The following is a 13,571-nucleotide window of genomic DNA, read 5'->3' on the forward strand; positions in this document are numbered from 1 at the left end:
GTTATTTCGCCCTCTCTACAAAGATTTCGTTTAACGTCGGCTCTAACATTTTAAATTGTCGTAAGGTAATACCTTGTTCTTGTAATTGTTGTAAAATGTTTAGAGCTTCTGCATCGTCTTGTACTCGCACATAAAGAAGGCCTTGTTGTTTTTCATACGATACATGAATAGCTTTTAATCCCTTCTCATTCTCTTCTGTATCTTCAATCGTTAAATTACGGAAACCATATTCTTTTTTAATATCACTTAATTGACCTTTTACGACTGCTTCACCTTTTTTCAAAATACATACATGTTGGCAAAAAGCCTCTACTTGTTCCATACGATGACTAGATAAAATAATTGTCTTTCCGTTCTGTACTTGTTCTTCAATAATGCTAGCTAACATCCCCGCATTCACTGGATCCAGTCCGCTAAATGGCTCATCTAAAATGAGAAGTTCAGGGTTATGAAGAAGAGCAGCAATTAATTGGATTTTTTGCTGGTTCCCTTTTGAAAGCTCTCCTGCCGTTTTAAATTTATATTCCGGTATTGCTAATCGATCTAACCAGTGATCAATAGCAAGATCTACTTCTTTTTTCGTCATGCCTTCTAATCTGCCAAAATATCGCAACTGGTCTACTACTCTACTTTTTGTATATAAGCCTCTTTCTTCTGGTAAGTACCCTATCGTTACTCCACTAGTCCCAAATGATTTTCCATCCCATGTAATAGACCCTTCATTAGGCGTTAATAATCCGAGAAGCATTTTGATTGTCGTTGTTTTTCCTGCACCGTTTCGTCCAAGCAATCCTAACACTTCACCTTTTGGTAATGAAATTTGCAAGCCGTTAACTGCTTTTGATTCCCCAAATTGTTTCGTTAAGTTTTGAATTTGTAAACTCAAAGTATAAAGCCTCCCCTTTACTATCATTCATACTCTCTTTCAAAGACTATGTTTATACAAGATAAAATATAGCACTACACTTTATCCTCTTAATATGTAACACCGCCTTAATCCATCATTTGTTCTATTTAGTTAAAATTGTAAATATTATCGTATGATTTGTCAATTATTATTGTCATTTCGACAATTAAACTTGTCAAAATAATTCCCATCATTTTTTCTCATCTTTCTAATATAGGACATACTACTACATATACAAAAGACAATATGCAAATGTTCATAAAAAAAATTTATATTTTAATATATAATATAAGATGATTTTTTAACATCAAGGAGGATACATATGAAGATGAAGAGGGGCATTACCACTTTATTATCTGTAGCGGTTCTATCTACATCGCTTGTAGCATGTTCAGGAACACAAGAGAAAACAGTGGCGAAAGAAGAGAAAGTAAAATTAACAGACCAGCAATTAATGGCTGATTTATGGTATCAAACAGCCGGTGAAACGAAAGCATTGTACTACCAAGGATACAATATCGGTCAATTGAAGCTTGATGCAGCTCTTGCAAAAGGAACCGAGAAAAAACCCGCTATCGTACTTGATTTAGATGAAACTGTTTTAGATAACAGTCCTCATCAAGCAATGAGCGTAAAAACAGGAAAAGGCTATCCGTATAAATGGGATGATTGGATTAATAAGGCTGAAGCTGAGGCCCTTCCAGGTGCAATTGATTTCTTACAATATACAGAGTCTAAAGGTGTAGATATTTACTACATCTCAAATCGTAAAACAAACCAACTAGATGCAACAATTAAAAACCTTGAGCGTGTAGGCGCTCCTCAAGCAACGAAAGAACATATATTACTACAAGACCCGAAAGAAAAAGGAAAAGAAAAACGCCGTGAACTCGTTTCTCAAACACATGATATCGTTTTATTCTTCGGTGATAACTTATCTGACTTCACTGGTTTTGATGGAAAGTCTGTAAAGGACCGAAACCAAGCAGTCTCAGATTCAAAAGCACAATTTGGGGAGAAATTTATTATTTTCCCAAATCCAATGTATGGCGATTGGGAAGGCGCTTTATATGATTATGATTTCAAAAAATCAGATGCAGAAAAAGATAAAATCCGCCATGACAACTTAAAATCATTTGATGCAAAATAAAAGAGGATGGCATGTGCCATCCTCTTTTATTGCAAATTTCTCGTTAAAGGTAAAATAAACACTTCTACACGTCTATTTTTCGCTTTTCCTTCTTGCGTATCATTTGGAGCAATTGACCGGTATTCTCCGTAACCAACTGCACTAAATTTTCCTGGTTGTAATTCTTTATTTTGCAGTAATACTTGCATAAAATTAACTGCCCGCTGCGTACTTAATTCCCAGTTCGATGCAAATTGCGCATTTGCAATAGGAACATTATCTGTATGTCCAGATACTGTGATTTCACGAGGTGATGCTGAAACAAGTAAATTAGACATTTCTTTCGCAATACTTAACGATTCTAATTTTACGTCCGCTTTCCCAGAATCAAATAGTACATTTTCTAATATCGTTACCTTCAATCCCTTTTCTGTTAAATCAGTTTTAAAAGAAGAAGATAATCGATTTTCCTCAATATACTTATCAATACCTTTTTGTACCGCTTTTAATTCGTTCATTTCTTGTTGCTTTACTTCAGCTTCAGCATTCTTTTTAATCTTCTCAGACTCTAAACTACTTGCTGATAATTCCTTTTCATCATTTGGCTTCTGATCACTTAAAAATTCTTTGTTACCTGTTCCACCAGCTAATTCACTTCGAAAAGCAACAGCCATCTGTTTAAACTTAGCAGCATCTATACTGCTCATTGCGAATAAAACGATGAACAATGCAAACAACAACGTTAACATATCAGAATAAGGGATTAGCCAAGTTTCATCGATATGTTCTTCGTGTTTTTTCTTTTTACTTCTTCTATTTTTTTTACTCCGCATTTTTTTCTGCCCCTTTTTCAAGCTTTTTGCGCTCAGTTGCAGAAAGTGCACCTAAAATGCGGTTCTTCATAATAAACGGATATGTACCTTCTTGTAACATTAATAGACAATCAATAATTAAACGTTTTTTCTCTAATTCAGCTGCAGATTTTTGCTTTAATTTATTTGCAAATGGATGCCATAGTATATAACCTGAGAAAATACCAAAAATCGTTGCAATAAATGCACCCGAAATAGCGTGACCTAACTTTTCAATATCAGTTAAATTACCAAGTGCAGCTACAAGACCAATAACAGCACCTAAAACCCCTAATGTTGGTGCATATGTACCAGCTTGAGAAAAAATTGCTGCTCCCTTTGCATGCCTTTCTTCAATTGCTTCTAATTCAGCTTCTAAAATTTGTTCTAAATCTTCTGCAGATACGCCATCAATCACAAATTTCATACCACGCAAAAGAAATTCATCTTGAATTTTGTCTAATTGCTGCTCTAAAGACAAAATACCGTATTTTCTACTTTCAGATGTCCAATGAACAAACAATTCTAGCAACTGTTCATAACTTAAATCTTTTTTATTAGAACCAAAAAGAACTTTAAATAATTTTGGAATCTTTTTCAATTGATTCATTGGAAATGCTATACATACTGCAGCAAATGTACCAACGAAAATAATTAATGCTGCGGCAGGATTAACTAAGGCCATTACGTCAGCGCCCTTGACGACCATTCCTACTACTACCGCCACTACTCCCAAAATAATTCCAATAAGTGTTGCAAAATCCATTCCCATTCACTCCTAGTCTATACAAGAAGTTTTTTATTCTCGATAATCGCTACATCTTCTTATGTGTATATATTACATAAAAAATGAATTTCATGAAAGACAAGAAATGAATTATATAAAAAAATACTACAATTTCACACATTTTCTGACATTTTCTTTGCATTTCTATTACGTTACGACTCTTATATTTCTTTTTCATTAAACTAGACTTATAATAAGAAACGATACACATTTTATTAAGAAAGGACTGTGATTACAAGGCATCATGAAAAAGATAATTATTATTTCTGCCACTACTATTGTAATCGGTATCACTTCTTTCGCTTACTTTAGTTCTAAATCACCACTACAAAATAATGCGAAAGCTGTCGAAAGTCAACAGCATAGTAACCACCAAAAAGAAGAGATTCCTGCTTTTCCAAAAGCTGATCATAATGCAAAGAAGCTAGACAATGATTTTTCCGTTGTAACAAATCCAGAGTCTAATCTTGTATTAGTTAATAAACATCGAAAACTACCAGACGGATACACACCTGAAGACTTAACGAGACCAAACGTACCATTTACTAGTCCAAAAGATAAAGAAAAAACATTGCTGCGCAAAGATGCTGCAGATGCACTTGAAAGTATGTTTGAAGCGGCAAAGAAAGAAGGACTAGAACTTACAGCTGTATCTGGTTATCGTTCATACAAACGCCAAAAATCATTACATGATACATACGTTAGACGTCAAGGTAAAGCTGAGGCGGATTCAGTAAGTGCCATTCCCGGTACGAGTGAACATCAAACTGGTTTAGCAATGGACATTAGTTCAAAATCTGCTAAATTCCAATTAGAGCCTATTTTTGGAGAGACAAACGAAGGTAAATGGGTTGCAAAACATGCTCATGAATTTGGCTTTGTCATTCGTTATTTAGAAGATAAAACAGAAACAACAGAATACTCATATGAACCGTGGCATTTGCGCTACGTTGGAAATCCATACGCTACATACATATATAAACATCATTTAACATTAGAAGAGGCGCTGGAAGACAAAAAATAAGAGAGCAATTTGCTCTCTTATTTTTCTTTCACTCTATCATTGTATTAATTTTTTCTTCCACTCTTCAGGCCACGGTTCGCCTCTTCCCGTTTTTTTCGATGCTTGGACCATCATTCCACGACCAACTAAACAAACCTCTCCTTCTGCATTCTTCACCATATAATGCAAATCTAATGAAGAATTTCCAACTGATCCCGCTTTTACATACACCTTCAACTGTTCATCAAAATATATTTGTTTAATAAAATTACATTGTAAATCCGCAACAACAATCATCGTTTCTGAAGATTCATGCGTCCATTCTTGCATAAATCCAAGTTCTTTAAACAATGCGATACGCGCTTCTTCAAAATAGGTGAAGGCAACGACATTATTTACATGTCCAAACATATCTACTTCACCAAAACGAACCTTTACAGGATTGTAAAACGAAAAACCACTTTCCCATTGCTCAAAGTCTTCAATATAAGAAATCCTCTTCATTGTTCCCTCTCCTTTTCGCTTTAAAATAAACAGAATAAACAGAAAAATATAGTTATAAATATTGCCTCTTCGATATGAAGAGGCAATATTTATTAATAGTTATTGTCGCTACCAAAGAAATCTTTGAACGATTGAATTGTTGTATCACGGTTTAACGCCGCAATTGAAGTTGTTAATGGAATACCCTTTGGACATGATTGCACACAGTTTTGAGAGTTACCACAGTTTGCAAGTCCTCCATCACCCATAATTGCACGTAAGCGATCTGCTTTATGCATTTCACCCGTTGGATGTGAGTTAAATAAACGAGCTTGTGATAACGGTGCTGGTCCAATAAAGTCCGATTTACTATTTACGTTTGGACATGATTCTAAGCAAACACCACATGTCATACATTTTGAAAGCTCATAAGCCCATTGACGTTTCTTCTCTGGCATTCTTGGTCCTGGTCCTAAGTCATACGTACCATCAATTGGAATCCAAGCTTTAACACGTTTTAGAGCATTAAACATGCGACTACGGTCAACTTGTAAGTCACGAACAACCGGGAATGTCTTCATCGGTTTTAAGCGAATTGGTTGTTCTAATTGATCGATAAGCGCTGTACATGATTGACGTGGTTTTCCGTTAATCACCATCGAACATGCACCACATACTTCCTCTAAACAGTTCATATCCCATGCAATCGGAGTTGTTTTGTTTCCTTTTGCATCGACAGGATTACGACGAATTTCCATAAGCGCCGAAATAATATTCATATTCGGACGATACGGAATTTCAAACTCTTGGTCAAACGCTTGCGCATCTGGTCCATCTTGTCTCGTAATGATGAGGCGGATTGTTTTCTCAGACATGTTGTTTATCCCCCTTCTCTTCACTCTTAGCAGCTACATCGTGTTTTGAAGAATAATCACGTTTACGTGGTTTAATTAATGAAATATCCACGTCTTCGTAATGGAATGCCGGTGCATTTCCTTCTCCTTCAAATTTCGCCATCGTAGTTTTTAAGAAGTTTGCATCATCACGATTTGGGAATTCAGGTTTGTAATGCGCCCCACGACTCTCATTACGGTTATATGCGCCAATTGTAATAACACGTGCTAATTCAAACATATTTGCAAGTTGGCGTGTAAATGAAGCACCTTGGTTGCTCCATCTCGCTGTATCGTTAATGTTAATACGTTTGTAGCGAGCCATTAACTCTTCAATTTTTGCATCTGTTTCTAATAATTTTTTATTTTCACGAACTACTGTAACGTTATCTGTCATCCATTCTCCAAGCTCTTTATGAAGAACATACGCATTTTCGTTACCATCGAGTGTTAAAATATTGTTAAATTTCTCTGTTTCGATTAATTCATTTTGTTCATACACAGTAGATGAAACAGCATCTGATGATTTAGAAAGACCTTTCATATATTCAATTGCATTTGGTCCTGCTACCATACCACCGTAAATTGCTGATAATAGTGAGTTCGCGCCAAGACGGTTACCACCGTGCATAGAATAATCACACTCACCTGCTGCAAATAAACCTGGAATGCTTGTCATCTGCTTATAATCAACCCATAGCCCGCCCATTGAGTAGTGAACAGCTGGGAAGATTTTCATTGGTAGTTTACGAGGATCGTCACCTGTAAATTTCTCATAGATTTCAATAATTCCACCAAGTTTAATATCTAGTTCTTTCGGATCTTTATGAGAAAGATCTAAGTACACCATGTTTTCACCGTTAATACCTAGTTTTTGCTCTACGCAAACATCAAAGATTTCACGCGTTGCGATATCACGAGGTACAAGGTTTCCGTAAGCCGGATATTTTTCTTCTAAGAAGTACCATGGTTTACCATCTTTATATGTCCAAACACGTCCACCTTCACCACGTGCAGATTCACTCATCAGACGTAATTTATCGTCTCCAGGAATTGCCGTTGGGTGAATTTGAATGAACTCACCGTTTGCATAATATGCGCCTTGTTGATATACAGCAGAAGCTGCTGTACCTGTATTAATAATAGAGTTAGTTGATTTTCCGAAAATGATACCAGGGCCCCCTGTTGCCATAATCACGGCATCAGCTCGGAAACTTCTAATCTCCATAGTTTGTAAGTCTTGTGCAACGATTCCTCGGCACACACCTTCATCATCAATAACAGCTCGTAAGAAATCCCAACCTTCATATTTCGTTACAAGTCCTGCTACTTCGTGACGACGTACTTGCTCATCTAATGCGTATAGTAATTGCTGTCCAGTTGTTGCACCAGCAAATGCTGTACGGTGATGTTGCGTTCCACCAAAACGACGGAAATCAAGAAGTCCTTCTTCCGTACGGTTGAACATAACACCCATACGGTCCATTAAATGAATGATACCAGGTGCTGCTTCACACATTGCTTTAACTGGTGGTTGGTTCGCTAAGAAGTCCCCACCATAAATTGTATCGTCAAAGTGGATCCATGGAGAATCCCCTTCACCTTTCGTATTTACGGCACCGTTAATTCCACCTTGGGCACATACAGAATGCGAACGTTTTACTGGTACTAAAGAGAACAGTTCAACATTTACTCCTGCTTCCGCCGCTTTAATCGTTGCCATTAAGCCAGCCAAGCCACCGCCGACTACTATAAGTTTCCCTTTCATGCTCTCCCACTCCTTACTGGTTTGCTAGCTGTGGATCGATGAACGCTAATAATGCACTCACACCTACATAAGATAGACCTAAGAAAATAGCTAATGTTACATAAGTAGAGATTCTTTGTGAACGTGGAGATACTGTAATTCCCCAGCTGATGCAGAATGTCCATAGTCCATTTGCAAAGTGGAAAATTGTTGAAACAACACCAACTAAGTAGAATGCAAACATAGCTGGATTGTTTAAAATATCTGCCATCATGTCATAGTTTACCTCTTTACCTAACGCTGCTTGAATACGAGTTTCCCAGACGTGCCAAGAAATGAAAATCAGTGTAACGATACCTGAAATTCTTTGGAAGACGAACATCCAGTTACGGAAATAACCGTAAGAAACCGCATTGTTCTTAGCTGTAAATGCAATATATAAGCCATATATAGCATGGTACAGTATTGGTAAAAAGATAATGAAAATTTCTAGCGCATACCGGAATGGAAGGAGCTCCATAAAGCCTGCAGCTTTGTTAAAAGCCTCTGCTCCTCGTGTTGCAAAGTTGTTTACAATTAAATGTTGCGTCAAAAAGACACCAACCGGGATGACCCCCATTAATGAGTGCCACTTACGAAACGTATACTCGCGGCCTTTCATGTCCCCATTACCCCCCTTGAATGATTGACTGCTGTTTTCAGATTAGTTTATGGCAATAATGTTTTTTCACTATTGGCATAAGAAAAACTGAAAAAATTATTCGAAATATTTCAGCATAATTTGATACCAAGTTCATTTTACTCCTATTTTTGTCGAAGCGTCAAGAAAACGTATACATAATTTGCATATAATTTGCCAATTCTTTTTTTCTTCTTATATATTCAGATTTTCCTAAAGAAAAATCTGTTTTTATAAATGAGAAATGTTATATAATAATCCCTATAGAAAGAGGGGAATATTGTGAGTAAAAATACAATCGATACAACATCTTTAGAAGATGTTTCATTGAACGCCTTCGCTTACGAATTGCTACGTGAAGAATTACTACCTGATTTAATCGGTAACGATCTAGATGGTATTTTATACTGGTCCGGTAGAAACCTTGCAAGAAAATATCCACTAGACACAATTGAAGAAGTCATTCAGTTCTTTGAAAAAGCTGGCTGGGGCACTTTAAGCATTATTGAACATAAGCGTCGTGAAATGCAGTTCCAACTTAAAGGCACACTCATCGCTGAACGTCAAAAACAAAAAAGACATTCTTCTTATCAATTAGAAGCTGGGTTCATCGCTGAACAAATTCAAAAGCAACGAAACGTCGTTGCAGAGTCCTACGAAGAAAAGAAAAAACGTTCAGACTCTATTACATTTCTTGTAAAATGGGATATAAAAGATCTCATTGAAGTGTAGCATTACCCACAGTCAACTAGACATATCAGTTTAGTTGACTTTTTGCATTTTCATTCATTTGAATTTATTTTAAATCTTCAGAAATTATACCAAAAAATAGAAGACGTTGTAAACTACAACGTCTTCTTATCCGCTAAATAACTATAAATCGTCTCTGCGACATTTTTCGGCATACCTGCTTCGACAAATTCCTCTATAGAAGCTTCTTTCATCTTCTTTAATGAACCAAAATGTTTTAACAATACCTTTTTCCGTTTATCACCGATTCCGGGGATATCATCCAGTGCTGATTGAATGACAGATTTCCCGTGTAATTGACGATGAAATGTAATCGCAAATCGATGCACTTCATCTTGAACACGCTGCAATAAATAAAATTCTTGGCTATTTCTCTCAAGCATCACAGGTTCAGGTGGATCTCCAATAATTAAATGAGATGTTTTATGTTTGTCATCTTTTACAAGACCTGCCATCGGAATATATAAACCGAGCTCATTTTCTAAAACATCACTTGCAGCCGCCAGATGGCCTTTTCCGCCATCAATAATGATTAAATCTGGTAAAGGTAAGTTCTCTTTCAATGCCCTTGTATAACGGCGTCTCACAACTTCTCTCATAGACTCATAATCATCTGGTCCTTGAACTGTTTTAATTTTATATTTCCTGTATTCTTTCTTAGCTGGTTTCCCATCAATAAAAGCAATCATTGCAGAAACAGGATTTGTGCCTTGAATATTTGAGTTATCAAACGCTTCAATACGATGAGGCGTTTCAATTCCGAGCTGCTTCCCTAAATTCTCTACAGCTTTAATCGTTCGCTCTTCATCGCGCTCAATTAAATAGAATTTCTCTTCAAGAGCAATCTTCGCATTTTTATTTGCCAGTTCTACAAGATCTTTTTTCTTACCGCGTTTCGGCTGTGTCGCTTCCACTTCTAAAAAGCGTTCTACTAATTCTGAATCGATACTTCCTGGAACGACGATTTCCTTCGGCTTAAAATGACTGCTGTTTTCATAAAATTGACCGATAAACGTTAAGAATCCCTCTTCTGGTTCGTCGTAGATTGGAAACATAGAAACATCACGTTCGATTAGCTTTCCTTTTCGAACGAAGAAAACTTGAACACACATCCACCCTTTATCAACTGCATACCCAAACACATCACGATCCACTAAATCACTCATAATCATCTTTTGTTTTTCCATAATCGCATCGATATGAGCGATTTGATCACGTAACTCTTTTGCACGTTCAAACTCTAGTTTCTCTGAAGCTTCATACATTTTTGTTTCTAATTCTGAACGAACTTCTTTATGCCCACCATTTAAAAACTTAATAATTTCATCTACAATTTCTTTGTTTTGTTCTTCCGTCACTTCTTTCACACAAGGCGCTAAACATTGACCCATATGATAATATAAACAAACTTTATCGGGCATATTTGAGCACTTACGAAGCGGATACATACGATCTAGCAGTTTTTTCGTTTCATGAGCTGATTGTGCATTCGGATAAGGGCCAAAATACTTTCCCTTATCCTTTTTTACATTTCTCGTAATAAGTAATCGTGGTTGTTTCTCAGCTGTAATTTTAATAAAAGGATATGTTTTATCATCTTTTAATTGAATGTTATATTTTGGATCATGCTTTTTTATTAAGTTCAACTCTAAAATGAGAGCCTCTAGATTTGAGGAGGTTACAATATATTCAAAATCTACAATTTCTCCTACTAGCCGAAGTGTTTTCCCGTCATGCGAACCAGTAAAGTACGAGCGCACACGATTTTTAAGCACTTTTGCCTTTCCGACATATATAACCGTTCCTTGCTTATCTTTCATTAAATAACAACCAGGTTGATCTGGTAAAATAGCCAATTTCTCTTTTAAATGTTCGTGCACTCGTTACCCTCCATTTCTACATGCTTAGCATTTTTATTTTCACATGAAAACATACTATGCCAAAACACCCAACATACGTTCTTTTATTGTAACGGAAAGGTGTAAAAAAGGAAAATAAAAAAAGCTACCAAATGGTAGCCCTTTTATTTTAGAAGTGTTTAGAAACTAATTCCACTAACGCTTCTTTCGGTTTGTAACCTAACGCTTGATCAACTACTTTACCGTCTTTTAATACGAAAAGAGCTGGAATGCTCATTACTTCGAATTGACGAGCAGTTTCTTGATTTTCATCCACGTCTACTTTTACTACTTTTACTTTTTCGCCTAGTTCTGCATCAAATTCCTCTAATACAGGAGCGATCATTTTACAAGGTCCACACCAAGGTGCCCAGAAATCTAATAATACAACACCTTCGCTAGTTTCAGCTGCGAAGCTTTGGTCATTTGCGTTTACAATTGCCATTTTATTTCCTCCTTCAAGTATATTCTACCAAGAGTATATCATTAACTTATATACGTGGCGAATAATATGTATCGTTATGTATTGTAACAAAAAAGTGTTCCTTTATACTATATAAAAATACGGATTACATACTAAAAAGATGAGAGACAGGGGATCTCTCACCTTTTTCTATATATAGGGGTACTTCACTTGGAACTCAAGGGTACTCAAATCATGAATGTACTTTTAACTTTTTAAACTCTTCTGTTAAAAGAGGTACAACTTCAAATAGATCGCCAACAATACCGTAGTCAGCTACTTTGAAAATACTTGCTTCTGGATCTTTATTGATCGCAACGATTATTTTTGAGTTAGACATACCAGCTAAATGCTGAATCGCACCAGAAATACCACATGCAATGTACAGGTCTGGTGTAACAACTTTACCAGTTTGACCAATTTGTAATGAGTAATCGCAATACTCAGCGTCACAAGCACCACGAGATGCTCCAACAGCGCCGCCTAATACGTCAGCTAACTCTTTTAATGGCTTGAATCCTTCTTCACTCTTCACACCGCGTCCGCCAGCGATAATAACTTTTGCTTCAGAAAGATCAACGCCCTCTGCCGTCTTACGGACGACATCTTGAATGATTGTACGTAAGTCTTTCACATCTACTGTAATAGAAGACACGTCACCACTGCGAGACTCATCTTTTTCAAGCGTTGCGATGTTATTTGGACGCACTGTCGCAAATAAGATGCCGTCTGTTACAATCTTCTTCTCAAACGCTTTACCAGAGTAAATTGGACGAGTAAAGATAACATTTCCACCTTCAACTTCTAAAGCAGTTACGTCAGAAACTAGACCAGCTTCAAGCTTCGCTGCTAATTTTGGTGATAAATCTTTACCAAGTGCTGTATGTCCAAATACAATACCTTCTGGATTTTCTTCAGCATATACAGCTAAAAATGCTTGTGCATACCCATCAGATGTATATGATTTTAATTTATCATTTTCAACTGTCACAACGCGATCTGCACCGTAATGAATCAACTCATTTGCAAAAGAGGCAACGCTGTCTCCAACTAGAAGACCTACTACTTCACCGCCTTCTGCAATTGTTTTTGCTGCTGCTACCGCTTCAAATGAAACGTTACGTAGCGATCCATCACGAACTTCACCCATTACTAATACTTTACGAGCCATAGATTTTCCCTCCTGCATATATAATTTCGTATTTTATTAGATTACTTTCGCTTCTGTATGGAGCAACGATACAAGTTCTTTTACTTGATCTTGCAGCTCGCCTTGTAACACTTTTCCTGCATCTTTCTTAGGAGGCAAATAGATTTCAATTGTTTTTGTCTTTGCTTCCACATCATCTTCTTCTAAATCTAAATCATCTAATTCTAATTCTTCTAGTGGCTTTTTCTTCGCTTTCATAATACCTGGAAGCGATGGATAACGTGGTTCATTTAAACCTTGTTGTGCTGTTACTAAAACTGGCAATGAAGTTTCAATCACTTCTGTATCGCCTTCAACATCACGCTCAATCTTCACGTTTTTACCGTCAATTGCAAGTTTTGTAATTGTCGTTACATACGGAATATTTAACGCTTCAGCTACACGCGGGCCAACTTGTCCAGATGCACCATCAATTGCAACGTTTCCGCCTAAAATTAAATCTGCATCTTTATCTTTTAAATATTCAGCAAGCACTTTTGCAGTCGTGAACTGGTCACCATTTTCTACATCATCTTCAATATTAATTAATACCGCTTTATCGCAGCCCATCGCTAACGCCGTACGAAGTTCTTTCTCGCTATCTTCGCCACCAACTGTTACGACAGTAACTTCTCCACCTTGTGCGTCTCTTACTTGAATTGCTTCTTCAATTGCATATTCATCGTAAGGGTTGATGATGAATTCCGCTTCGCCATCGTAAATTGCACCGTTTTTAATTACGATTTTTTCTTCTGTATCAAATGTTCGTTTCATGAGTACGTAGATGTTCAT

General features: G+C 36.6%; 14 protein-coding genes. 3 read left to right on the forward strand and 11 right to left on the reverse strand.

Going from position 1 to position 13,571, the window contains the following annotated elements; genetic code table 11:
• Nucleotide 1: 1 nt before the first annotated feature.
• A complete protein-coding gene (locus ACTFRN_RS09550; RefSeq protein WP_000058128.1) occupies nucleotides 2-886 on the reverse strand; it encodes an ABC transporter ATP-binding protein in 885 nt (294 codons plus the stop codon).
• 343 nt (nucleotides 887-1,229) lie between these two features.
• Here ACTFRN_RS09550 and ACTFRN_RS09555 point away from each other — a divergent pair, with 343 nt between their 5' ends.
• Nucleotides 1,230-2,057, forward strand: a complete 828-nt coding sequence (locus ACTFRN_RS09555) for a 5'-nucleotidase, lipoprotein e(P4) family (RefSeq protein ID WP_000782778.1) — start codon at nucleotides 1,230-1,232, stop codon at nucleotides 2,055-2,057.
• Between the two features lie 26 nt (nucleotides 2,058-2,083).
• On the opposite strand, the gene motB is transcribed toward ACTFRN_RS09555, so the two are convergent.
• Both motB and motA read right to left on the reverse strand, forming a co-directional pair.
• On the reverse strand, nucleotides 2,084-2,869 hold the full coding sequence (motB, locus tag ACTFRN_RS09560; protein ID WP_001256752.1) for a flagellar motor protein MotB: 786 nt from the start codon (nucleotides 2,867-2,869) through the stop codon (nucleotides 2,084-2,086).
• Nucleotides 2,859-3,653: a flagellar motor stator protein MotA gene (gene motA / locus ACTFRN_RS09565; protein ID WP_000344868.1), complete on the reverse strand. Its 795-nt coding sequence runs from the start codon at nucleotides 3,651-3,653 to the stop codon at nucleotides 2,859-2,861. The genes motB and motA overlap by 11 nt, the downstream gene beginning before the upstream one ends.
• 265 nt (nucleotides 3,654-3,918) lie before the next feature.
• Between motA and ACTFRN_RS09570 the strand changes: the two genes are divergently transcribed.
• Nucleotides 3,919-4,698 carry a M15 family metallopeptidase gene (locus ACTFRN_RS09570; protein WP_000720208.1) on the forward strand — a complete coding sequence of 260 codons (780 nt, stop codon included), beginning with the start codon at nucleotides 3,919-3,921 and terminating at the stop codon, nucleotides 4,696-4,698.
• A gap of 36 nt (nucleotides 4,699-4,734) precedes the next feature.
• Here ACTFRN_RS09570 and ACTFRN_RS09575 read toward each other — a convergent pair whose 3' ends face one another.
• The 4 genes from ACTFRN_RS09575 to sdhC form a co-directional block, all read right to left on the reverse strand.
• On the reverse strand, nucleotides 4,735-5,181 hold the full coding sequence (locus tag ACTFRN_RS09575) for an acyl-CoA thioesterase (protein WP_000822739.1): 447 nt from the start codon (nucleotides 5,179-5,181) through the stop codon (nucleotides 4,735-4,737).
• A 92-nt stretch (nucleotides 5,182-5,273) separates the two neighbouring features.
• Nucleotides 5,274-6,035, reverse strand: coding sequence for a succinate dehydrogenase iron-sulfur subunit (gene sdhB, locus ACTFRN_RS09580; RefSeq protein WP_001291825.1), 762 nt, complete (start codon nucleotides 6,033-6,035; stop codon nucleotides 5,274-5,276).
• Nucleotides 6,028-7,821 carry a succinate dehydrogenase flavoprotein subunit gene (sdhA, locus tag ACTFRN_RS09585; protein WP_000676735.1) on the reverse strand — a complete coding sequence of 598 codons (1,794 nt, stop codon included), beginning with the start codon at nucleotides 7,819-7,821 and terminating at the stop codon, nucleotides 6,028-6,030. The genes sdhB and sdhA overlap by 8 nt, the downstream gene beginning before the upstream one ends.
• 13 nt (nucleotides 7,822-7,834) lie before the next feature.
• Nucleotides 7,835-8,461, reverse strand: a complete 627-nt coding sequence (gene sdhC / locus ACTFRN_RS09590) for a succinate dehydrogenase cytochrome B558 (RefSeq protein ID WP_000678352.1) — start codon at nucleotides 8,459-8,461, stop codon at nucleotides 7,835-7,837.
• 300 nt (nucleotides 8,462-8,761) lie between these two features.
• Between sdhC and ACTFRN_RS09595 the strand changes: the two genes are divergently transcribed.
• Nucleotides 8,762-9,211: a YslB family protein gene (locus ACTFRN_RS09595; protein WP_000042220.1), complete on the forward strand. Its 450-nt coding sequence runs from the start codon at nucleotides 8,762-8,764 to the stop codon at nucleotides 9,209-9,211.
• A gap of 113 nt (nucleotides 9,212-9,324) precedes the next feature.
• Here the strand turns inward: ACTFRN_RS09595 and uvrC are convergent, their stop codons facing one another.
• From uvrC to etfB, 4 genes are all read right to left on the reverse strand, one after another.
• Nucleotides 9,325-11,109, reverse strand: coding sequence for an excinuclease ABC subunit C (gene uvrC, locus ACTFRN_RS09600; RefSeq protein ID WP_088106391.1), 1,785 nt, complete (start codon nucleotides 11,107-11,109; stop codon nucleotides 9,325-9,327).
• A gap of 148 nt (nucleotides 11,110-11,257) precedes the next feature.
• Entirely contained in the window at nucleotides 11,258-11,572 is a 315-nt protein-coding gene (gene trxA / locus ACTFRN_RS09605; RefSeq protein ID WP_088106390.1) for a thioredoxin, read from the reverse strand.
• Nucleotides 11,573-11,783: 211 nt separating this feature from the next.
• Nucleotides 11,784-12,761: an electron transfer flavoprotein subunit alpha gene (gene etfA, locus ACTFRN_RS09610; protein ID WP_000101965.1), complete on the reverse strand. Its 978-nt coding sequence runs from the start codon at nucleotides 12,759-12,761 to the stop codon at nucleotides 11,784-11,786.
• Between the two features lie 36 nt (nucleotides 12,762-12,797).
• Nucleotides 12,798-13,571, reverse strand: coding sequence for an electron transfer flavoprotein subunit beta (gene etfB / locus ACTFRN_RS09615; RefSeq protein ID WP_001029026.1), 774 nt, complete (start codon nucleotides 13,569-13,571; stop codon nucleotides 12,798-12,800).

It is taken from the genome of Bacillus cereus group sp. MYBK245-2, assembly GCF_051916145.1.
Lineage (GTDB): Bacteria > Bacillota > Bacilli > Bacillales > Bacillaceae_G > Bacillus_A > Bacillus_A pacificus.

Excerpts from the sequence above, each read along its gene's own strand:
- ACTFRN_RS09555 (WP_000782778.1), top strand. The coding sequence starts at position 1,230 with ATGAAGATGAAGAGGGGCATTACCACTTTATTATCTGTAGCGGTTCTA.
- motB (WP_001256752.1), bottom strand. The coding sequence starts at position 2,869 with ATGCGGAGTAAAAAAAATAGAAGAAGTAAAAAGAAAAAACACGAAGAA.
- motA (WP_000344868.1), bottom strand. The coding sequence starts at position 3,653 with ATGGATTTTGCAACACTTATTGGAATTATTTTGGGAGTAGTGGCGGTA.
- ACTFRN_RS09570 (WP_000720208.1), top strand. The coding sequence starts at position 3,919 with ATGAAAAAGATAATTATTATTTCTGCCACTACTATTGTAATCGGTATC.
- ACTFRN_RS09575 (WP_000822739.1), bottom strand. The coding sequence starts at position 5,181 with ATGAAGAGGATTTCTTATATTGAAGACTTTGAGCAATGGGAAAGTGGT.
- sdhB (WP_001291825.1), bottom strand. The coding sequence starts at position 6,035 with ATGTCTGAGAAAACAATCCGCCTCATCATTACGAGACAAGATGGACCA.
- sdhA (WP_000676735.1), bottom strand. The coding sequence starts at position 7,821 with ATGAAAGGGAAACTTATAGTAGTCGGCGGTGGCTTGGCTGGCTTAATG.
- sdhC (WP_000678352.1), bottom strand. The coding sequence starts at position 8,461 with ATGAAAGGCCGCGAGTATACGTTTCGTAAGTGGCACTCATTAATGGGG.
- trxA (WP_088106390.1), bottom strand. The coding sequence starts at position 11,572 with ATGGCAATTGTAAACGCAAATGACCAAAGCTTCGCAGCTGAAACTAGC.
- etfA (WP_000101965.1), bottom strand. The coding sequence starts at position 12,761 with ATGGCTCGTAAAGTATTAGTAATGGGTGAAGTTCGTGATGGATCGCTA.
- etfB (WP_001029026.1), bottom strand. The coding sequence starts at position 13,571 with ATGAACATCTACGTACTCATGAAACGAACATTTGATACAGAAGAAAAA.